At 45.4% G+C, this 21,341-nt stretch carries 19 protein-coding genes; 7 read left to right on the top strand and 12 right to left on the bottom strand.

Translation table 11 applies throughout. From position 1 onward, the window contains the following. The 4 genes from QVA83_RS18300 to QVA83_RS18285 form a co-directional block, all read right to left on the bottom strand. The coding region (locus tag QVA83_RS18300) for a M16 family metallopeptidase (RefSeq protein ID WP_287498789.1) at positions 1–1,179 on the bottom strand (1,179 nt) is incomplete at its 3' end. Between the two features lie 203 nt (positions 1,180–1,382). Next, positions 1,383–1,676: a YfcL family protein gene (locus QVA83_RS18295; protein ID WP_014949976.1), complete on the bottom strand. Its 294-nt coding sequence runs from the start codon at positions 1,674–1,676 to the stop codon at positions 1,383–1,385. 96 nt (positions 1,677–1,772) lie between these two features. Continuing rightward, a complete protein-coding gene (locus QVA83_RS18290; RefSeq protein ID WP_014949977.1) occupies positions 1,773–2,936 on the bottom strand; it encodes an ATP-NAD kinase family protein in 1,164 nt (387 codons plus the stop codon). Positions 2,937–2,949: 13 nt separating this feature from the next. Beyond that, complete coding sequence (locus QVA83_RS18285) at positions 2,950–3,672, bottom strand: elongation factor P hydroxylase (protein WP_101565117.1); 723 nt, start codon at positions 3,670–3,672, stop codon at positions 2,950–2,952. 154 nt (positions 3,673–3,826) lie between these two features. Between QVA83_RS18285 and QVA83_RS18280 the strand changes: the two genes are divergently transcribed. The 3 genes from QVA83_RS18280 (at position 3,827) to QVA83_RS18270 (ending at position 6,283) form a co-directional block, all read left to right on the top strand. Beyond that, positions 3,827–4,537 (top strand): DUF8198 family protein, encoded by a 711-nt coding sequence (locus QVA83_RS18280; RefSeq protein ID WP_014949979.1) that lies wholly within the window; start codon positions 3,827–3,829, stop codon positions 4,535–4,537. A 64-nt stretch (positions 4,538–4,601) separates the two neighbouring features. Then, on the top strand, positions 4,602–5,051 hold the full coding sequence (locus QVA83_RS18275; RefSeq protein WP_014976907.1) for an acyl-CoA thioesterase: 450 nt from the start codon (positions 4,602–4,604) through the stop codon (positions 5,049–5,051). Then, positions 5,048–6,283: a retropepsin-like aspartic protease family protein gene (locus QVA83_RS18270; RefSeq protein ID WP_061486100.1), complete on the top strand. Its 1,236-nt coding sequence runs from the start codon at positions 5,048–5,050 to the stop codon at positions 6,281–6,283. Before QVA83_RS18275 ends, QVA83_RS18270 begins: the two co-directional genes overlap by 4 nt. Positions 6,284–6,346: 63 nt before the next feature. On the opposite strand, the gene QVA83_RS18265 is transcribed toward QVA83_RS18270, so the two are convergent. From QVA83_RS18265 to QVA83_RS18255, 3 genes are all read right to left on the bottom strand, one after another. Next, entirely contained in the window at positions 6,347–6,706 is a 360-nt protein-coding gene (locus QVA83_RS18265; RefSeq protein WP_014976909.1) for a HopJ type III effector protein, read from the bottom strand. 141 nt (positions 6,707–6,847) lie between these two features. Next, the gene (locus QVA83_RS18260; protein ID WP_069944565.1) at positions 6,848–8,890 is read right to left on the bottom strand and encodes an NADPH-dependent 2,4-dienoyl-CoA reductase; all 2,043 of its coding nucleotides are present in this window, start codon (positions 8,888–8,890) and stop codon (positions 6,848–6,850) included. 118 nt (positions 8,891–9,008) lie between these two features. Beyond that, complete coding sequence (locus tag QVA83_RS18255; protein ID WP_014976911.1) at positions 9,009–9,848, bottom strand: crotonase/enoyl-CoA hydratase family protein; 840 nt, start codon at positions 9,846–9,848, stop codon at positions 9,009–9,011. Positions 9,849–9,985: 137 nt separating this feature from the next. Between QVA83_RS18255 and QVA83_RS18250 the strand changes: the two genes are divergently transcribed. Next, positions 9,986–10,606 (top strand): TetR/AcrR family transcriptional regulator, encoded by a 621-nt coding sequence (locus QVA83_RS18250; RefSeq protein WP_014949985.1) that lies wholly within the window; start codon positions 9,986–9,988, stop codon positions 10,604–10,606. A 44-nt stretch (positions 10,607–10,650) separates the two neighbouring features. On the opposite strand, the gene QVA83_RS18245 is transcribed toward QVA83_RS18250, so the two are convergent. Beyond that, positions 10,651–12,303, bottom strand: coding sequence for a GMC family oxidoreductase (locus QVA83_RS18245; protein ID WP_069944566.1), 1,653 nt, complete (start codon positions 12,301–12,303; stop codon positions 10,651–10,653). 214 nt (positions 12,304–12,517) lie between these two features. On the opposite strand from QVA83_RS18245, the gene QVA83_RS18240 reads away from it, so the two are divergent. Beyond that, positions 12,518–13,243 carry a DUF1439 domain-containing protein gene (locus QVA83_RS18240; protein ID WP_014976913.1) on the top strand — a complete coding sequence of 242 codons (726 nt, stop codon included), beginning with the start codon at positions 12,518–12,520 and terminating at the stop codon, positions 13,241–13,243. Between the two features lie 28 nt (positions 13,244–13,271). Here the strand turns inward: QVA83_RS18240 and QVA83_RS18235 are convergent, their stop codons facing one another. The 3 genes from QVA83_RS18235 to QVA83_RS18225 are packed head-to-tail and all read right to left on the bottom strand — an operon-like array spanning position 13,272 to position 16,653. Next, on the bottom strand, positions 13,272–14,711 hold the full coding sequence (locus tag QVA83_RS18235) for a wax ester/triacylglycerol synthase domain-containing protein (protein ID WP_014976914.1): 1,440 nt from the start codon (positions 14,709–14,711) through the stop codon (positions 13,272–13,274). Positions 14,712–14,721: 10 nt separating this feature from the next. Then, entirely contained in the window at positions 14,722–15,387 is a 666-nt protein-coding gene (locus tag QVA83_RS18230; protein WP_014976915.1) for a TetR/AcrR family transcriptional regulator, read from the bottom strand. Positions 15,388–15,444: 57 nt separating this feature from the next. Continuing rightward, entirely contained in the window at positions 15,445–16,653 is a 1,209-nt protein-coding gene (locus tag QVA83_RS18225; protein ID WP_014976916.1) for a DUF445 domain-containing protein, read from the bottom strand. 414 nt (positions 16,654–17,067) lie between these two features. Between QVA83_RS18225 and QVA83_RS18220 the strand changes: the two genes are divergently transcribed. Further along, positions 17,068–18,528, top strand: a complete 1,461-nt coding sequence (locus QVA83_RS18220; RefSeq protein WP_014976917.1) for a DUF3336 domain-containing protein — start codon at positions 17,068–17,070, stop codon at positions 18,526–18,528. 78 nt (positions 18,529–18,606) lie between these two features. Continuing rightward, complete coding sequence (locus tag QVA83_RS18215; protein ID WP_049587740.1) at positions 18,607–20,040, top strand: hypothetical protein; 1,434 nt, start codon at positions 18,607–18,609, stop codon at positions 20,038–20,040. A 228-nt stretch (positions 20,041–20,268) separates the two neighbouring features. Here the strand turns inward: QVA83_RS18215 and QVA83_RS18210 are convergent, their stop codons facing one another. Beyond that, positions 20,269–21,018: a hypothetical protein gene (locus QVA83_RS18210; RefSeq protein ID WP_069944568.1), complete on the bottom strand. Its 750-nt coding sequence runs from the start codon at positions 21,016–21,018 to the stop codon at positions 20,269–20,271. Positions 21,019–21,341: the final 323 nt, after the last annotated feature.

Below are 21,341 nucleotides of genomic sequence, written 5' to 3'. Positions count from 1 at the left end.
AGCCTCTTCAAGCCCGCGAATAATTGAAGCACGTCGCTTAGTCGACACCAATTTAACTTCGTCTTTGCTTGGACCTTTACGCAAAAACTCGCTAATGACTTTATCTATTTCTTTTTCCACTGTCGCAACGTCAACGCCGTCTTTTACGTCAACCGTCACACCAAAAATAGACGCCATTTGTAGCTCGTAGTTAAACACCGAGGCATTGGTAGCAATTTGTTGGTCGTACACCAATTCTTTGTAAAGGCGTGAGTTTTTACCATCGCCCATGACACTCGCGGCAATGAACAAGTCTGTTGCGGTTGAAGAGGTATTTTCAGGTGAAACCCAAAGGCGGTAAATGCGCGATTGAGGTACTTTGTCTTGAATCACTTCGCGGGTGTTTGCGCTACGCTTTGGTACCCATGCTTCCCACTTAGACAGTGCTGGGCCCGGCTCAATGTCAGCGAAGTACTTGTTAACCAGAGGTTTGGCTTCTTCTGCGTTAATATCGCCGCTTAGCACCAGTATTGCGTTATTCGGTCCGTAATATTGGTTAAACCAGCCTTTAACGTCGTCTAACGATGCGGAGTTAAGATCTTCCATCGAGCCAATCACCGTATGATGGTAAGGATGGCCTATGGGAAATAAGCCTTCAAAAATATGCGTGAATACGCTTCCGTAAGGCTGGTCTTCGCCCTGACGTTTTTCATTTTGTACAACGCCACGCTGTTCGTCTAATTTCTCTTGTGTCACCGCACCTAACAAGTGCCCCATGCGATCAGATTCCATCCAGAGAATACGGTCTAGTGCAGGTGTCGGAACGGTTTGGAAATAGTTAGTACGGTCAAAGTTTGTGGTACCGTTTAATCCTGTTGCCCCAGCTTCTTGTAACGGCCCAAACCATTCATCGTCATAGTTCTCCGTGCCGTTAAACATTAAGTGTTCAAATAGGTGCGCAAACCCTGATTTGCCGTTTGGTTCGTCTTTTGAACCCACCTTATACCAAACCGCAACGGCAACCACTGGGGCCTTGCGGTCTTCATGAACAATTACCGTTAACCCATTATCGGTCGTGAACTTTTCGTAGTCGATATTGATATCGTTTTTAGCAAACGCTGAGCCAACCAGCGTACTACTTACTGCCAGCACACCTACACTTACTTTTAAGCGCTTGGTGAGATGCTTAAGTACAGTCATTTCGTCATCCTTAATCTTATTATCTGTGCTGAACACCAAAATGTGCCAGGCACCACAAAACGGCTTTACGCCAGTACTAAACATAAATCAATTTGGTAGTTTATAAAGAGTTACGATGCAGAAAACTGTAACGGATTGTAAAAGAGAGGATAAACGACGAACGAAGAAAAATTGTTAGGGAAAAGTAGAGAAGAAAGTCGCAATTATATTGCGACTAACCGTGCCCAAAGCGCTTTAACTTGTTTAGCGTCTTCACTTTCTAATTCGTTGTTGGCGAATGCGCTATTAAGGCTCTCGAGCATTTTATCATTAAGCATCGCAACCGTAGCATCTTCTTGCATTTCTAACTGGCGAGCCTCTACTGCAAAGTGACCTTGCAAGTAGCTGGCTATAAACAATTCGTCATCACTACCGTGATTTACCACGTCATCAAGCGATGCCTCAATATCTGCGATGGCGTTAACGACACTTTCTGGTGCTGCAGCAGGTGGTAACACGTCTTACTCCTTCCTGTTTTTAAATATCAAATCTTAGTTCGAGATAAACTCATTTTTTATGGCTATACATGTGCCATGTTGTATCAAACTACGTCTTTAAACAGCTTGGCAAAGCACTTTATCTTTATACCCAGTGATAACCGTGAACGCGCCTGCGAGTTCAGCGTCTAGCGTTGCATCGCTTGAGTCTAAGCGAAGCGGCTTACCGTTTAATGCCTGTAGTTTTTGCTTAGTGGCAACAACGAGCATATTCTGCTTGCCAATTTGACGGATAAAAGCAGGGCTAAGCTGCTGATTTCCGCGACCTAATATGTGGCCCTGACCACCGATCACCGTCAAAATGACTTTAGTGGGCTTGTCATGAGTCAGCGCAATCAGTTCGCTCGCAGTAACGTCACTTGCGATTAGCTCACCTTGTTTAACCACATCCACACCTAACAAGGTATTTTCTAGGCCAAGAAAGTCCATGACCGCACCTACAGTAGAGCCGGATCCCATGACAAAATAGGTGTCAGGCTCATCGTCAATAATTTCACCAACATAAGCCGCAATGTCGTCAAGCACTAAGGCCTCGTCCTCTTTCCCGCCCATTTTTACTGCTTGAACGTAAGTGAGCTCTGCGGGTACGCGCATTTCACCATAGTGTTTGGCAATAACTTTGCCCTCGCGAAACGCGTTTTCGTCAATATCACGTACTTCGGCGTCCATTTCACTCACAAGCTCGCCTGCGATCATCTGACTTACTACCTGCCCTGCCGCTGACGGCGACACGCAGTAAACGCCAGAGTGAATTTTGCAACCTGCAGGCACACCTAGCACGGGCACCTGTGTGCCAACTACACTACAGATATTACGGGCTGTGCCGTCGCCACCGGCAAAAAGCAGTAAGTCGACGTTGGCGTCCACCATTGCTTTAGCTGCACGCTCTGAATCTTCGCCCTCGGTTTGCACGGCATCAGCCGTGTAGATTACCTCATAAGGAATACCCAGAGATTCACAGATTGTTTCACCCATATCGCCCGATGCTGTGACGACGGTAAATTGCCCAGATAAAGCTTCTAGAATACTGAGCGCTTTCGCCATTTTTTCGTTGGCTTTTTTCTCTGCTCCCATGGCCAGTGCTTTTTCGCGAATTTCTGCACCGTCGCTGCCTTTAAGCGCGAGTGCTCCGCCTATGCCGGCAAAGGGGTTTACCACAACACCCAGTTTAAATTTGGGTTTGTTATCAAACGTTGATTGGCTAAGATCAGTATGATTCATTCGGCATCTACTCCTATCCCGCCACCCAATTTGCTGTTAGCGTATTTTTTGACGTGTCTGTTACCGTGCTATTTATTATGCTGCTACATGAACCAGACGACTTACCTTTACCAAACGCAGATGACAGCGCATTAATAAATTGTTCAGCCCGAGGCGGAAAGCCCTCAGATTTATAGCGTTCAAGCTGAGCGGCTACGTTTCGCGTAAAACCTTCTCTGTCGGGCTCAGCACCGTTTAAGTTATCCGTGCTTACCTGAAACTTTCTTCCTGCTGCTTCTGTAAACGCCCACTCAATGGCCTGAGGCTTAATTTCTACTTTTTCGAAGTCAGCTTGCTGTGATGCATCGCGGCCATCTGGGCAATACCAGTAACCGTAATCTTCTAATAGTCGACGCTTTTCACCCGCAATACACCAGTGCGCAATTTCATGCAAAGCGCTTGAAAAAAATCCATGAGCAAACACGACTTGATGATAAGGTGTTGCGCTGTCTGCTGGGATGTAAATGGGTTCGTCATCACCTAAAACCAAGCGCGTATTAAAATCTTCAAATGTCGAATTAAACAACGCGATTAACACAGGTACATCAACGTCTGCTTCTGAGTGATCCGACCCCGTAGTCGTTTCTCGGTGCATGCCCGGATATTCACTTTTTAGGCTTTCAACGTTTGAGCCTTTAGTATCGGTATTTTTAGTTTCAGTCTTGGCAAACAATGCGTGATGACTTGCGATGTTCATGGCGGCTAATAAATTCTACACAAAAGAGCTATTTCAATGGCGGTGGAGTATACCAGTAAAACTTTGTCTTCTCACTTGAAAGGCTCGCTTGCTTAGGTCAATCTAGGTTTACAACAACGAATTAGCCACACTATCTCAACAGGGAGTTTGTCATTTGGCGCAAGAGATAATTAAACATATTCATCGGGTCAATGCCCTTCGTGACTTAGCCAATCAGTTGGGTGTAATGCCTATCATTCATCAATTGCAACACTGGCAATGCGAACGCTTACTGGTCACTCACGACGATTTAGCACAGCAAAAACGTTACCAAAAAGCCATGGCTTTTTTTGTAGATGAATTGTACGGGCCAAAAGATTTTAGCCAACGGGACGCCGATTTAGTGCGAGTTATTCCGAAGCTCGCAAAAGTATTGCCTGACAAAGCTATGAACGCTATGGACGACGCATTGTCGTTAAATGCACTATCGTTCGATTTGGATATGGCGATGGCTCAGTACTTACAAAGCCAATTTCCCGGAGAACCTATCAACCGAGATAACTACGCTTTGGCGTATCGTAATGTGGGCAGAATTGAGGATAGAAAGCATCAAATCGACATAATTTCCCATTTGGGCGATCAACTCGCAGACGTTATAAAAATTCGTGGTATAGGTATGTTAATTTCACTGTCCCGTCGTCCGGCTAAATTAGCAGGATTACTCGCATTGCATGAATTTTTGGAACGAGGGTTTGATGCGTTTAAAGCGATAGGTGACGTGCAGAGCTTTATTGACCCCGTATTGGTGAGAGAAAAAGCGATAATGCAATTATTGTTAAGCGATGATTTAACGTTACCTGAAGATAATCCCCTGCCTGTGGTATGAGGCACAATGCCTGAACGTGAAGAAGCAGAGTAGATTAAAGCAAAAATATGAGTAAGGAAAAGATTTGAGCACCCCAACGCTTAATTGGATGTTAGACGCCCCCTATGTGCAGCAGTGGCATATTGATGATACGCACATCGACCACTATCAGCACGTTAATAATGTGGCGTACCTGTCGCAGTTAGAAAGCCTAGCATGGGCCCATTCAAACGCGCTTGGCTTGCAGTTTGCCGATTATCAATCGCTTAACCGTGGCATGGTCATTAAGCGCCACGAGCTAAACTACCACCTGCCAACACATCTTGGAGATACGTTAGAATGCGCTACATGGATAGTGCATTGCGACAGCAAACTTACTTTGAAACGCCAGTTTCAATTTATCTGCCCAAAGCGAAACAAAACCGTATTTGATGCTATGACCACATTCGTATGTGTTAGCCTTGATACTGGCGCCCCAAAGCGAATGCCTAAACAATTCGTGGACATCTATGGCAAAGCGTGTGTGGCGCAATGAAAACGTGGCTAGCGATAGTGCTTTCGCTCTTCCTTATTGTGTCGTTAGGCATAAACGTTTACCTATGGCTTAGTTTAAAGCAGCACAATGATAAAGCTTATGCACTAGAGGCCAGTTATGAACACCGTTTAGATAGTGACAAGCAGCTAGAAACCCAAGCACAGTTGGTGGATGAAACTCAGGTAAACGAAAAAGCTGAGCCCTTCAACAATGAACGCTCTCCCGCCAACTTTTCACCTATGACAGGCACTAAAACGGCACCCAACGCACTTGACGATCTACGCACCTCTTCACCACTCGTTAATCAAGAGCAATTAGAGTCACTGACTACCCTACTCAATAACGAGCAATACGCGTTGCTCGCCACTGAATTAACAAACCTTTTAAAATATGACCCGCTCAACGAATCTCTGTTGTTGCTAGAGGGTGAACTGATTGAGTTAACCAAGCCTCTTTCAACGGCCATAGTGCACTACTACGACTTGGCAGAACTGCCTCTTTCAACTGAAACTCTCTCATTTATTGACGCAAAAATTGCCACTTTGTATCAACAGGCGCAGACGCAGTTAATTCAAGACGAACAATGGGAATTGGTTGCCAGATTAAATGAGCCACTGTATCAACGCATACCTGACGCTAGGCACTACACCCTTAATTTGGCTGAAGCGTACGCTTATCAGCAAAAGCTTACGTTAATGGAAGACGTGCTTGCTGCCCTTCCATCAAACGACAGAGACGCGAATATCATTCGCAATAAAGCCTATGAAATGCGCGATATTGCCAACGCAGACGCTACGCCGAACAAGAGTGAAATAGAGCCAACAGGCGCTGAAGCCGCACGTTATCAAACCCGTGTAGCCTTAGAGCGCATTGGCGATCAATATCGCCTTGATGTAAAGGCGCTTAACCAAAAAGCCACCATGATTTTAGATACGGGTGCCAGTACCACCGCAATAACATCGCGACTCTTTGCGCGTTTAGGCCGTATGCGAAACCTCACGTTCATTGGTAACTTCAACATTAGAACCGCGTCAGGAACCATTGAAGCCCCTCTGGTACAAATACCCCGATTTTACTTTGCTGGCTACGAGTTCAACGATGTTTCTGCCATCGTGCTGCCCGAAGTCGCTCTACCCGATGCCGACGGATTGTTGGGAATGAACGTTCTAGGTCAGTTTGACTTTGCAATAATGCCCCAGTCTAGTGAGTTGATTTTGACAGAGCGTGATTAATGCAGTCTGCACAAGGGCGAGAGCTTTGCGCCTCTCGCCTTTTAGCCTTAATAGCGTGATGTATTAATTTTGCAATTTAACTAAAGGAAATGTCTCAAACACCACCTCTTCATGCCCCGTTTTCATAAAATTGCGGATGTTGGCGTGATCGCTACCGTTGGGATTATCGAGTACGTCTTCTCGATAAAAACGCCCAAATAAGGCTAGGGTTTGCGCTTGGTTTAGGTTTAAATGCTGACCGAGTGCGAGCAGTTTGCAAGAGCCATTGTTCTGATTGGCTTCGTTTTTCACGTCACCATTAGTGAAAGCAGTGGGCGTGAAAACAAACGCGCTATCAACGAGCGTGATAACGTCGTTAAATTCGATAGTATCTGGGGAATTAGTGACTGCTTGAACTAAGTCTTGGGTGCTGCTGTATGCCATGTTTATCTCAAAAAAAGAAAACGATAATAACAGGTCTATGTCATTACAAAAGTCCACAACAGGTTCAGTTTTAATATATACAAAAAAAGCGCCTCTCCATGAGGCGCTTATAATGCTAACAAGGTTGGGTTTACTAGCTCGTTAAACCGCAGCGCACACGCGTGTACCTTGGTCGATGGCCCGTTTTGCGTCTAGCTCTAACGCTTCATCAGCACCACCAATTAAGTGATAAGGCATGTTTAAGCCTTCAACGATATCACGCATCGGCTCTTGGCCTGCACAGATGATAATGTTGTCTACCGGCAATACTTGGCTGTTACCATCAACCGTAATATGTAGCCCTTCGTCATCAATTTTATCGTAGCTTACACCTGGGATCATGGTCACGCCTTTGGCTAGTAGACCCACTCGGTGTGCCCACCCCGTTGTTTTGCCTAGACCCGCGCCAACTTTGGTTGTCTTGCGCTGCAACAGGAAAATCTCTCTTGGCGATGGCTCAGGCTGCGGCTTAACGCCTTCGATGCCCGCGCGAGCAGAGAAGGTCATATCAATACCCCACTCTTTCATAAATGCAGGAATATCTTGGCTTGGCGTTTCTTTGCCATGAGACAAGTACTCAGCGGTATCAAAACCAATTCCACCAGCGCCGATAATGGCCACTTTATTGCCAACGAGTTTCTTTTCCTTCAATACTTCGATATAGGTCAGCACTTTTTCGTGCTCAATGCCTTCAATCGCTGGCGTACGCGGCTTGATCCCCGTCGCAATCATCACTTCATCAAAAGCTTCGTCGTTTAGCGCAGCCGCATCAACATAAGTATTCAATTTAAGGGTAATGTTTTTATGAAGCTCGATTTGGCGTTTGAAATAACGCAGCGTTTCGTAAAACTCCTCTTTGCCTGGAATTTGTTTGGCGATATTAAATTGACCACCAATTTCACTAGATGCATCATAAATCACCACGTCGTGACCGCGCTTGGCAGAAGTCACTGCCGCTGCTAATCCCGCTGGGCCTGCGCCTACCACTGCAACACGCTTTTTGGTTTCTGCTGGTTTTACGTTAATTTCAAGCTCGTGACAGGCACGAGGGTTTACCAAACAGCTAGTCATTTTGCCGTTGAAAACATGGTCAAGGCAGGCTTGGTTGCAGCCAATACAGGTATTAATTTCGTCGGCCTTATTTTGCTGGGCTTTGCGCACAAAATCAGGGTCTGCCAAGAATGGACGTGCCATAGACACCATATCAGCATCGCCGCGAGACAGCACTTCTTCAGCCACTTCAGGCGTGTTGATACGGTTCGATGTGATCACTGGAATTGAAAGCGCCTCTCTGAATTTTGCGGTAACCCACGTAAATGCCGCTCGCGGTACTTTAGTGGCAATGGTTGGAATACGCGCTTCGTGCCAACCAATGCCGGTGTTAATAATAGTTGCACCGGCTTTTTCAATTTCTTTGCCAAGCTGCACGACTTCATCATAAGTAGAGCCACCTTCCACCAGATCTAGCATCGATAAGCGATAAATAATGATGAAGTTCTTACCTACCGCCTCGCGCACGCGGCGTACCACTTCAATAGGCAGACGGATACGGTTCTCGTATTCGCCCCCCCACTGATCGTCACGGTGGTTTGTGCGCTTTGCAATAAACTGATTAAGGAAATAGCCTTCAGACCCCATGATCTCAACACCATCATAACCCGCGCGCTGGGCTTGAGTTGCGGCTGTAATGAAATCTTTAACTTGCTTCTCAATCTCGTCAGCTTCAAGTGCCTTGGGCTTAAACGGATTAATAGGCGCTTGTACCGCAGAAGGTGCAACAAGCTTAGGGCTATACGCATAGCGCCCCGTGTGCAGAATTTGCATACAGATTTTACCGCCAGCAATGTGCACCGCGTCAGTCACTTCTTTGTGATTTTTCACTGCTTCGTCTGTATCTAAACGAAACGTTGACGGATGGGTAGCACCCTCTTCGTTTGGTCCTATACCACCTGTAACGATAAGCCCTACGCCACCTCTGGCACGTTCACCATAAAATGCCGCCATACGTTTATGGCCGTCGGGTAATTCCTCTAAGCCTGTATGCATAGAGCCCATTAGCACGCGGTTTTTAAGGGTGGTGAAACCTAAATCTAACGGACGAAATAAATGAGGGTAAACGGGATGATCGGTAACGGTCTGATTCATGATACATTCCTGAAAGTCGTTTTGGCTTGGTAAAAGCCGTTAAAAAGCCTGTTTAAATATTCTTATCTAATGCGCTCTTTCTCTGAAGGCGCTATGTAATTCAACGAATTACATAAACTTACGAATTCATTTTCTTAATGGCTGGGTGCAATGGCGGATATTCTGGCAGCGTTTTGGTTTTCTGTGCTTCCATGGCTTTAAACACATCTTCCATTTGGAACATGCCCGCTTGCCATGTGGCCATATAGGTCAAGCTCTCTGCCACCGTGTGTTCTGCCGCGTAGTTAATCATAGTCTTAGTGCCTGAAACTGCTAACGGCGAATTCATTGCAATCTGCTGCGCTATTTTCATCACTGCGTCTAGCAATGATTCTTGGTCGTCAAATACCTGATTTACAAAGCCAAGCTGCTGCGCTTCTGCTGCACCAAAATTGCGACCTGTATAAGCCAGTTCTTTAACTATGCCAATGGGAATGAGTTTTGGAAGTCGCTGAAGCGTGCCGACATCGGCTGTCATGCCTAATTGGGTTTCTTTAATAGTAAAAAAAGCATCTTGTGTGCAATAGCGCATGTCACATGCACTAAGCAAATCTACTGCACCACCAATTGCCCCGCCCTGCACGGCACCAATAACCGGCATACGTGCCTGCTCTATGGCGGTAAAGCTATCTTGAAGCAACATCACCATACGGCGCATACGCTCTGCTCTGCGCGACGGGTCGCCCTTAAAGTCTTCTTTCATATTCAGGAACACCGATAAGTCCATACCGGCAGAGAAATGCTTACCCGTTGATGAAATAACAATGACACGGGCGTTGCCTTCATCGTCTATTTCACGAATAGCCGCTGGCAATTCGGTCCAGAACTCTGGGATCATGCTGTTCATTGCGTCGGGGCGGTTTAGTACTACGTGGGCAATATGACCCTCTTGTTTTACTTCTAATGTAGAGTACTTCATGGTTTGCGCTGTCTCCTTGGGCTGTTCCTGTTAACAAATTTGTAAACTAGACAGCGTCAAGATAAAAGGCTATGTTGACAGTGTCAAGATAAAACGTTATCTATTCGTCTCAATTTGAAAATGGAAACATCGGGTTTATGGCTAATGCAGTACAAAGCTACCATCACGGCGACTTGCGCAGCGCACTGATAGAGGCGGCAACGGCGCGTCTGTCTGAATACGGCGTTGATAGTTTATCTCTCAGAAAGCTGGCAGAAGATGCCGGAGTGTCACGTACTGCGCCCTATCACCATTTCAAAGACAAGAGTGCGCTTTTAAGCGCCATTGCAGCCAAAGGCTTTAGCGATTGGCATACCGCAGCTAAACGAATCTTCGAACAAGAAGACAAAACACCGCAGGCACGTTTCCGCGAATTTGTGCACGAATACATTGGCTACGCTGCCGACAACCCAGAGATGTACGAATTGATGTTTGGTCGCACAATTTGGCAAAACCAAGCGGCGACCAACGATCTGAAAGAGGTTGCATTTCCCTGCTTTCAGTTTCAGGTGACGATGACGCGCTATTGGCAAGATAAAGGGCTTCTCCCGAATAATCAGGATGCGCTGAGACTCGCACAGGTTACTTGGGGCACGTTGCACGGGATTGCACGATTGCTCATTGATGGTATCTACGCTGACAGCAGTCATATCGAGGAAATGTGTGATTGTGCAGCAGATTTGTTTATGCAAAAGCAAATGGATGCTTATAACGGATGAATTGCCAGAGCGAGACGAAGACTCGCTCGTAGCACTTTTTTTAGTTACGCCGATTCCGCTTTAGCCATAGATATTGGCTGGCCTTCGTGCGTCGCTTTAATAAACTCAGCAGCACGTTCAGCAATCATGACGGTGGGCGCATTGGTATTGCCGCCAATTAGGCTGGGCATCACAGAAGCATCTACCACTCTAAGACCTGCTATACCTCTTACCCGCAATTGGGTATCAACCACTGCCATCTCATCGTCATTACTGCCCATTTTACATGTACCAATTGGGTGATAGATGGTTTCAGCACGCTCACGTAAAAACTCTAAAATTTCTTCATCTGTTTGTGCTTCTACCCCAGGATATAGTTCACTGCCTTGGAACTTGTCGAAGTCTGGTGCAGATAGCAGCTTGCGGGCAATGCGCACACCTTCAATCATGATTTGCTGATCTTCCTCTGCAGTCAAATAATTGGGGTCAATAAGGGCTTGATCAGCAGGATGGTTGCTTTGAAGCGAAATAGTGCCGCGGCTTTTGGGGTATAGACAGCATACGTGAAGGCCATAACCGTAACCAAAAGCTAACTGTCTTCCATGGTCGTTTAAAATTGCCGGTAGAAAGTGAAACTGAATGTCTGGGCCTTGTGTCGCTAAGCTTGAGCTAACAAAGCCACCTGCTTCGGCTATGTTGGACGAGAAAATACCTTTGCGCCTAAACGCATAGTCTGCGGTGGCTTTTACGTAGGAAGGTAATGCCCCTAATGCCACGGCATAGCCCTCTCTCGCTTTACAAGTATATTGTACAATTGCATCAAGATGGTCTTGTAAGTTTTGGCCCACACCAGGCAAATCTTGCTGAACAAAAATCCCCTTTTCTTCTAGCTCTGCTCTGGGTCCTATACCTGAAAGCATCAGAAGTTGTGGTGAATTAATCGCGCCGCCACACAGGATAACTTCGCTTTTAGCAAAATAGCGATTTACTACGCCTTTTTCACGTACCTGAACGCCAATTGCACGCCCCTCTTTTAACAGCACTTTTTCGGCTGCGACTCTAGTAAGTACAGTTAAATTGTTGCGATGCTTGGCCTGCGTTAAATACCCCTTCGCCGTTGAACAGCGTTGCCCGTTGGCCTGTGTAACATGGTAATACCCTAACCCTTCCCTGTCGTCTCGGTTAAAGTCGTCGAGCTGTTGATAGCCTGCAATCGACGCTGAGTTGACAAATGCGTCTGACAGCACGCTGGTATGCCTAAGCTTGCTAACATTGAGTGGGCCGCCTGTGCCGTGGTATTCATCAGCACCTTCTTCAAAGTTCTCAGAGCGTTTGAAATAAGGCAGTACATCATCAAACGACCAACCTTCAGCCCCTTCTTCGTTAGCCCAGCGGTCGTAGTCTTCTTTTTGCCCGCGAATATAACACATCGCATTAACCGAACTGCTGCCGCCCAAGGTTTTACCGCGGGGCCAGAACAGTTCTCTGTCATACATCTCTTTTTGGGGTGCTGTGTGATAACCCCAGCCAATCCCCTCAAATCTACTGAGTAAAGACAACCCAAACGGGATATGAATAAGCGGATTAGTGTCCTTTGAGCCAGCCTCTAATAGCAAAATATCTAACGCGGGGTTTTCTGATAAACGGGTGGCAAGCACCGCGCCTGCGGAACCGCCGCCTACAATAATGTAATCGTATTTGCTCAGTACTTCGCTCATTTCGCCAACTCCTTGAGGGCAAGACTATTAAATGTTAAAAAAACGTTGTGGTACGACCAGATTACCAAACAACACTTCGCCAAGAAAAGACTTAAATTGTAAGATTTAAAAAATCTAATAATCCTGATAACTTAAGTGCTATATCGAAGTAGCCCCTACTCTGAAAAAACTAACAACAAGCCACCGCCTAGTAGATTTAGGCTAAGAATGAACGTTGACCAAAAACCTATCGTTTAAAGACAAATGTAAAGTCTACCTTGCACAATGGCTTGTGAAATGGGGCAAGCTGACGCACGACGACTTCACGAAATCAGAGCTTCATGACCTCGTAAAAGGCAGCTTTCCTTACTCATTCACTTTCGATATCCCCATGGGAACTGGCACGGTTACCGTGCTTGAAGGAAACATCACGCTAGATAGTGAAAGCAACCGTATTGGTCTGCAGTGCCTCGCTGCGCTTAATATTGTGGTTGCCACCACGACTATTTATCGCGCTCATGTTGTATTTACCGTGTCAGCTTCACCCTATTACGACAAAAATATGAGTACACTCTATTTGACAGGCGTCGCCACTGACAGCGTCACCTTAGTTAACGATGATTACGCGTTGATTAAAGACACGCAATTTCTGATGTCGCGACTCTTCCCCAAAAGCGTTAATTCTTTGCTTGGTGGCTCTTTAAAATCAGCGTTATCACTGTTTAGCGCCGGCACATCCGATATGGCTGCAGACTATCTAAAGGTCTATTTATCTGGCTCGAAACAAGCAGTGTTGGACTACCACATCCCTCTCATTAACAACGCCATTAAAAAGCAAATTAAGCAGGAAGACTTAAGCCATACCATGCGTAACGACCATTGGCGCGAGGTTCTGTTCTCAAAAGCTGGCCAAAACGTGCGTGTAGAAGACGACGTACTGCGCTTTTACCTCGTTGAATGACAACGCATACTGTTTGGAACAATGCACGCTAGTGATCTGACACAATAGAAACAGGGACGGTATCCACCTGTTCACCAATATCGTCGATGTTTAACCTGGGATCGTCCACACTTGCTTCAAGCATATCGAACGCCTCTTTGACGTAGCGCGCTAACGGCTGTAGCGATTCAATATTTTTATTGCAGCACACTAATCCCACATTTGCCGTGCCTGCATATGTCATAAGCGTAATATTTACCCCGCCACCAGGTGTCATGGTAGAAATGGGGTAACAAGCCAGAAGCTCTGCATCTTTTAAATACCGCGTATCTTTTGGCCCAGGTACATTGGAAATTAAGATGTTGGCAATGGGTTTGACTACGCTAGATAGCCTTAACCACTCAAAGACCAGTGCAAGCGATTGAATCACAATGGTATAGCCGCTAAATGCTGCGGGCCGCGCGTGCTGCGCTGCATGTTTTACAATGCGATGATTCACTACAATTTGGCGCAAACGTAAATAAGGATCAGTTTCGCCGTGAGCAAGCTGCACCGGCACAATAGCTATCTTATTGCCCGTGGTTTTCTCTCCGGGTTTACGCAAATTAATTGGCATATTGGTGAACAAGGCTTTTTTAAATACTTGCCCGTGGTCTTGCAGCAGTTTATGTACGCCAATATCGAAGGCACATAGCAACACCTCGTTTGCCGTAGAGCGCGTTCGCCTTGCCAGGGCTTTCACACGCTTAAAGTCTAAGTCCATGGTAGCCACAGCCCTTCCCGCTTTCACTTGTCCAGTCAGCACTGTTTTCGTACCAGTGAAAGGAATAGGCATATAGTGTGGGTTCACTCGCAGCACTTTCATGAATATACGAATAAAGATAATTAGCAAATCGAGCGCGGTTTTAAGCGCGTAACCCACTCCCACTAAGCGCTTATAAAAGCTCACAGGCTCTCTGCGCTTATGGCGCAGTCGTTTTACTGCCCATACTGGTGTGAACTTAGTCTCGTGAGAGTTTGATACATATCCCGCTTGGAACCAGCGCACTAATGTTGCCCCATCGCCATACATATGATGAACCCGCGCATAAATAGCAAACGTCTCGCTGTTGTCATCAAAGATGAAATGGTATTGCCAAAGGGGCTTGTCGGGATCTAACCGCGAAGCATGTAATCTTGCTACAAACGCATCGAGTGCTTCGCGGTTTGTAACATCAGCCACACGATGAATTTGAACATGATAATCCATGTTGAGCTTTTTTACCGGCGCAAACCCCACTGGGTACCCCAATACCGTTTTTACCGCACAGTTGAAGGGAGAAGTAGCACGGGCAAAGCTTCTTATTTCTTGGAATAATTGAAGGACATATTCGTTACTTTTTGCCCCTTTAGGTATGGCAAGTAGCTGCAAGCAAGCTACGTGTTTTGGATTCTCGTCTGACTCGGTTATCCAAAATGACTTATCTAAGAAACTGAGCGTTTTTGCCATTACTATTCCTTTACGCGAAGTCGAGGGGTGACGGGGTTGAGGCATCTCTCATAAAGTCATGAGAGTCGAGCATCTGTTCTAACTGCTGTTTTTGTTCATCGGACAGTGCCAACCTTGGCAATACGCTTACCATCATTAGCGACAAGGCATGATAGCGCTGCATCGTACTATCCATATGGCTGTTTAATTCATCAAATTGACAAGACTGTGTGATGATTAAGGACATTAAATCCACCATAAGTGCCCTGTCTGCCTTTGAGGCAATAAGAATGTCTCGTTTCGATAGTGACTCAAAAAGAAACGCTAATTGCTTATTTAAGCTAGACAATATGTGCTGTCTAGGACGCACGATACTAGGATATTTTTCTGCTAAGTCAGCCGGGCTACGGTAGAAAAAGCGAAACACATGAATACTGTCTATAAGCAAGTAGAGGTAATACATAATTTCTTCAGGATGAAGTGTATCAAGCTTTTCTCGGCTTAGTATCTTCTGCATCTGCTGTTCATGCATTTTCATCAACGCGTTAACCAGGCTGTCCTTGCCTTTAAAGTGGTAGTAGAGATTCCCCGGACTAATATCCAGCTCAATGGCGATATCAACACTGGTAACGGTGTTTTCGCCGTGCTCATTAAATAAGGTTAGCGCGGTGAGTAGTATTTTCTGCGCGGTTTTCATAATTTAGTTCAATCCTTTGCCAACCCAGTGCGTTAATTTTTTTATTCGTGAAACACGCTACATAAACACCAGATAGAGTTGAGCAATACCAGCTACCATACCTAGAATAGCGCCGGTTACGATGAGCTTCCACTCATCCTGTTGATAAGCTGGGCGCAAAACGCCTTCAAATTCTTCAACACTTAACGCCTGCATGCGCTCACTTAAATCGTGCCCAATCTGCATAGCATTATTAGCGTAATCAAACGCATAAAGCAGATACTTATCAGAATTATCAAATATCTGACGCACCGCTAGTGCCTTCATTTTATGGTAATTTTCTGACCCCACACCCAACGCAAAATACGGTTGCGCTATAGCAACATAGCGTTCAATAGCGTCGTTGACATGAAGCTCAATGAGTTCTAAAAGCTGGGCTGAGCCTGAACCATGCAAGATTACATGGGTGATGTTTTTAGGCGTTATAAGCTTTTCTTCAATAATGTTTGAATAGACTTCGGACACTTCTTTTTGGCGCTTTAAAAACATACCTTGAATAGTAATAGGCCCCAGTTTTCTTGGGCGTTTGGGTTCGAATATGATTTTGATAGCAATCCAATTAGTGGCATAACCCACAAGCAGCCCACCTAACGGCAAAATCCACCATGCTTGGTAGAAATACCAAAGTAGCATGGTGGGCAAACCAAACAAAAAGCCAAAATAGAAGCCGGAACGCACAATAAACGGAAACTCTTTGCTGCCTGCCGTTAAGAAAATTTCATTAACGAGCTCGGGCGCATTCACCAGCTGCTCTACCACCAGCTCTTTAATATCTAAAATTTCTGAGACATTGTGTTGAAAGTCGTCCACCATTTTATGAACCACATTAGGAATGTCGTTTTCGATGCGTTGATAGACTAAATTTTTGCCCTGTACAGGCAACGCAGCCCAAAGTTGAGGCGCAGATTCTGCCATTACATCGTTAACGACTTTGCGAATAACTTGACTTAAACGCCGCTCAATTGCTTTAGTGAGCTCGTCTGCGTCTAAACGCTGTGCTAACTCTTCAACACTAAGCAGTTTGCCTAGCACTAGCTCAACCTCAATCTCGGCCATTTGGCGGCGCTTCGCAGGAATGAGTCCCTGCCACCCTAAGAAAGGCTTAATACCAACAAACTCAATGGGGTAAAACATCATTTTTACCGCCAGATAGTTAGTTAGCCATCCAACAATAGCGCTAATTAGAGGAATTGATAGCAGACTTAGCGTTTCAAAGTTCCATTCCATACTACGAACATGTGGTCCAATTTATTATTTTCTCTCTCAGGCTACTGAGTGCTTATGAAATGGTCAATGTAAAAAGTGAAATTACTGCTAATTGTTGATTGAAAACAGCTAAATGAAAGTCTAAGAGTTAGAACGTTTGACCTTGTGTGATTCACCTAAAGTGCATCAGTTTTCTCAACAACAAACGATTAGGTAGTGAATTCTAAATTTACACCATACACTCAAAATAGTGTATGAACCGCTGTTCTCATGCCCTTGCTTTGAGTCTTCGTTATATGGACATTTAAAGACCTGTAATTTTTGAGAACTGCGTTCTAAGTGAAAACTATCGTTTTGCTGGTGTTTTTCGGGTCAGTGTACTTTTTCAAATGAGTAGAAGGCACAGCCCTCATCAATCAAAAATAGGTACTCGTCATGGCAGTATTCGACTTGCGGTTAAAAAAGCTTGAACATGAAATCGAGCATGCAGGCAATTATGATGAATATGAGGCCGCGTGCTTAGCGCACGATGCATTGTCTGGTGCTGAGGAATGGAAAGCCGAAGACGCTAGCGATGACTACGACTACAAACTAATTCGCAAACGAGTTCAGCGCCTACAGCTTGCCAGAGGCAAAGGCGATTTACATGCGCTTATGTCGATTCTGCACGAGGGGCTACACGGCAATTTAGGCAATATTGCCAACCCCGTATTACTTACCCAGTGTAAAATAGGCACTAAATATCTTATTGAACAGTTTATTGACGAAGTGATATTGGCGCTAGAGCAAATTTATCACGCCGATGAACAAGACGTAGACTTTTACGAGAAACTGTCATTTTTTGAAGAGACTGCACACGCCTTCGGGCGCAGCTGCCTTATGCTTTCAGGTGGCGCAGGCTTAGGCTTTTTCCATGCTGGCGTGGTTAAGTCATTAAACGAAAAGAATTTGTTACCTACCGTAGTGTCTGGCTCTAGCGCTGGTTCTATCATCGCAGCCATGTTGGGTACACGAACTCACGACCAATTATTAGAAGCACTCAGCGCCGACTTTATTTACGAGACTTTTAAACACTGGCGAAGCTTTGCCGGTCTTGGAAAGAAAGGGCTATTTGATAGTTCCGTGCTCGAAAATGCGCTGATTGAACTTTTCGACCTTACCACTTTTGAGGAAGCCTTTAAGAAAACAGGTCGACACATTACTGTGACGGTATCCCCTGCCGACCTCCATCAACATTCGCGCTTGTTAAATGCTAAAACCTCACCGAATGCAATTATTACTCAAGCGGTACGTGCATCCTGTGCAGTTCCCATCATTTTTAGCCCTGTACAGTTAAGAGCGAAAACGCCTTCGGGCGATATTGTGCCTTATATTCCCAACCGTCGTTTTGCCGATGGCTCATTAATGGCCGACCTTCCCTTCGAGCGCTTAGCGAGGCTATATGGCGTAAATCACAGTATCGTGAGCCAAACAAACCCGTTGGCAGTGCCATTCATTTCCGCAAACCGCATTGACCCCAACTCGCTGTGGGACATGTCTGCGCGCCATCTTGGCCAACTAGCGAAAACTAACAGTATTTTCGCCATTGATATCATTGAAAGGTTAACCGGTAATAAAAGTGCCAAATTGGCTATTCATAAAGTTCGTTCTATCATTGATCAGCAATACGTAGGTAACATCAATATTTTACCCAAGCGCCAAATTAGAAATTTATCGCAGGTTTTGTCTAATCCAACGCGCGAAAGCATCAATCAGTTGATCGTCAGTGGCGAACGGGCATCATGGCCGCAACTTCATGTTATTAAAAGAAATACCAAAATTAGCGAAAATTTACGGTATCATTTAGGCCAATTGAAAAAACGTGAGGCAGTAGAGCTTGGGCACGAAGTAAGATAGCGTGTGCGTCGCTTGACCTGTCTTGAATTGCCAATAGCAAAGTAATGGCAATTCGCAGCATCTTTTGAAAGGAAAACGGTGAGCGCACAAAGCCAAAACCCCGACAGCATTTACACGCAGCAAGTAAAACAACTAATCAATATGATTTATCCTCAAGAAACGGGCTACGGTTCGGTGTTCGAGGATGCGAGTCACTATTTTTCGCTTACCCCCTCTCTTGAGCAGCACATTGAAGACTTGAAAGCTCAGCTTAAGAAAATTGAGGGAAATAAAAACAAAGAGGTGCTTGCAGAGCAACTGACCAAGCAAATAACAAACAGCACTGAAAAGCTTGAAGAAGAGCGTCTGGCAAGGATAGAGCGGCTTGACGCTGTAAGCACCAAAATTATTGAGCTTTGTGAGGGCGATAACTGGCAAGAAACACAACAGCTCAGCGCTAAGTTGCTTGGTACACTTATGCTGCTCACACGAGGACCAGAGGGCAACTTTGCGCGTGTGCACATGCGCTTCAAACCGCTCTACAAAGCGGTGCTTACACTGCGCTTAGTCGATAGACTGTTAGAGCACGACACGATTGCTCACAAATATCTCTCGAAGTATCGCGAAGCTGCATCCCGGTTTCGTGGGAACCGCTATTGGCGCGATAAATGGAAAACTGAGCTTGGGCGACCGCTAATAACCGCAGCGTTACTTCAAGATATTGGCCTGCAAAGCCCTGCCGCACTCACCATCTTGAAAGGGGAAAATGGCGATCTAGACGAATTTCGTTTGCTGGAAGAGTCGCAGCGAAAGGATCTTCTGAAGCTAAACTATCACTTCACTTTAAAGTACTTGTCTGAGGGGTTAGGCCTACCTAAGTATGTAGGAAACAACAAAGAAGAAAGGGATCGCTTTGTTCAAACTCACAAAGAAGCCAATGAATTTTTGCAGCAGCTGGTAAAAGATGCATTTGTGTCGAAAACGGGGCTGGGAGAGATTGTAAAGATCCCTCAAATTTATGTTTCGATTGTGCTTTCAACTAAGTCTGACTACTCACGTATGAGCTTGCCTAAAGGCTACATGCTCATTGAACAATTAGCGAAGAAAGGCGGCTTAAATAAGCAGTTAGCGCAGGACTTTGTTGAGCTTGTGGGGTATTTCCCACAAGGGTTCGGCATTACCTACATACCGATGAATGAGAAAGGTCATGAAAAGGACCAGTACGAATGTGCAATAGTGATTGGCCTCAACCCTGCAAATCCAGCTGAGCCTTTATGTAAAGTGGTAACAAGAAATCAGAAGTACATTACCAGCGGTACGCAAGAAATCATTCCCAAAGGAAGAAACCTTTATTTCCCAGCTAACCGCAAGAAACTCATGCGCGTAGGGAAAGACAGATTAAGTGAAATTATGAGTCAATTGTCGAGCAACTTCACTCCGGACGCACTTGACGATTTAGTACCGAGTTTCTGGGAACCCTATGACTTCTTTGGTTTTAAAAAGCATCAGAATTTGTGGGCGAAAAATAAATAGTGGGCTTAGTTACGTGAAGTTTGTGATGGAAAAATTGAAGTTTCACTTCAATAAAAGCTCATAGTACAACTTCTACAAAACACCTCTCAAGAAAATGTAAAACTAAACTCAGCTACAGCTATCACTATGTCTATCTAAAGCGTTTCTGGACGAAGCTGCGCCAATTAACCACATATGTAGTTAATTGGCGCTCATGCCGAAAGCGAGGTTTATCTTTAGGAAGTGCTTTTATTCGTCGTTCTTGGTTGTATCAGTCGCGCTCTTAGTCGACGTTGCTTCTGCACTAGCCGCTTTCTTTTGTGCCGCACTCTTAGTAGTTGTCGATTTGGCCGCAGTACGCTTATTAGTTGTTCCCGCAGAAGCTTTTTTAGTCGTACTTGATGATGCAGGTGCCGATTTGGTTGTATTGGCTTTGCGAGCACGAGAAGTTGAAGAAGCGGTCGAAGACGACTTTGTCGATGTACTCCTCGTTGCTTGCGTAGACTTTGATGAGGTATTCTTGGGCGCTGCAGTCTTGCTAGCAGCGCTTTTAGCCTCGGCTTTTTTAGCAGCCTCTTTTGCTGCTAAAAGGGCTACCTGCTCTACAAGCAAGTCAACTTTTGCGCTTAATAGTTCAAGCTGCTGCTCTTTTTGCTGGCGCTTCTGGCCGCCTGAGAATGCAGAAAAAAGCGGCGTTGACGCCACTAATTTCTGAGCAGCATCAACCAAGGCAAAGGGATTAAGTGTTCGTCTTAACTCGCTTTCAACCTCAAGCCCTTTCGCCTGCATCGAATTTATGGTTTCTTGCGTGTCATCAATTTTCTGACTAACAACGCCTGCAGCGTGGTCTAATTTCGCCGATAACAAATCTGAGCCAGCGTAAAGCCAACCAAATAGAGGTGACGATTTAAGAGGTGAAGTAGCAGTACCGTTAAGTACTGATGAATCTTGATCGACTGTCGACACAGATTCTGTAGATGGAATTTTTTTGTTGCTCATAACGCCTCCAATACGGAGATTTACTAAGCATGACAGCATAAAACGGTTTCTACAGTCATTGAACTTTGTAAAAATGCTTCGCTGTCACTCAATTGCAGCTTTTAAAACGCGCTTTCAGCACTGAAAAGCTTATGAAAACTGCATGGAGGGCACCACAAAATGGTGCCCGGAAGGAAAACCGTTTTACTTGCTGGCAGCTAGCTTTGCAACCGCTTCAGTCAAGGCATCGATTTTTGCTGAAAGCTCTTCGATGCGCTGATCAGCTGGCTCTGAATCAAGGCCAAGCTTCTTGCGCACGTCTGCAACGCGATTTTCAACATCGT

The organism is Alteromonas sp. AO-Serp (assembly GCF_017849675.1).
Lineage (GTDB): Bacteria > Pseudomonadota > Gammaproteobacteria > Enterobacterales > Alteromonadaceae > Alteromonas > Alteromonas macleodii.
Note: the sequence above shows the minus strand (reverse complement) of the source record. Positions and strands in the feature narration are given on the sequence as shown.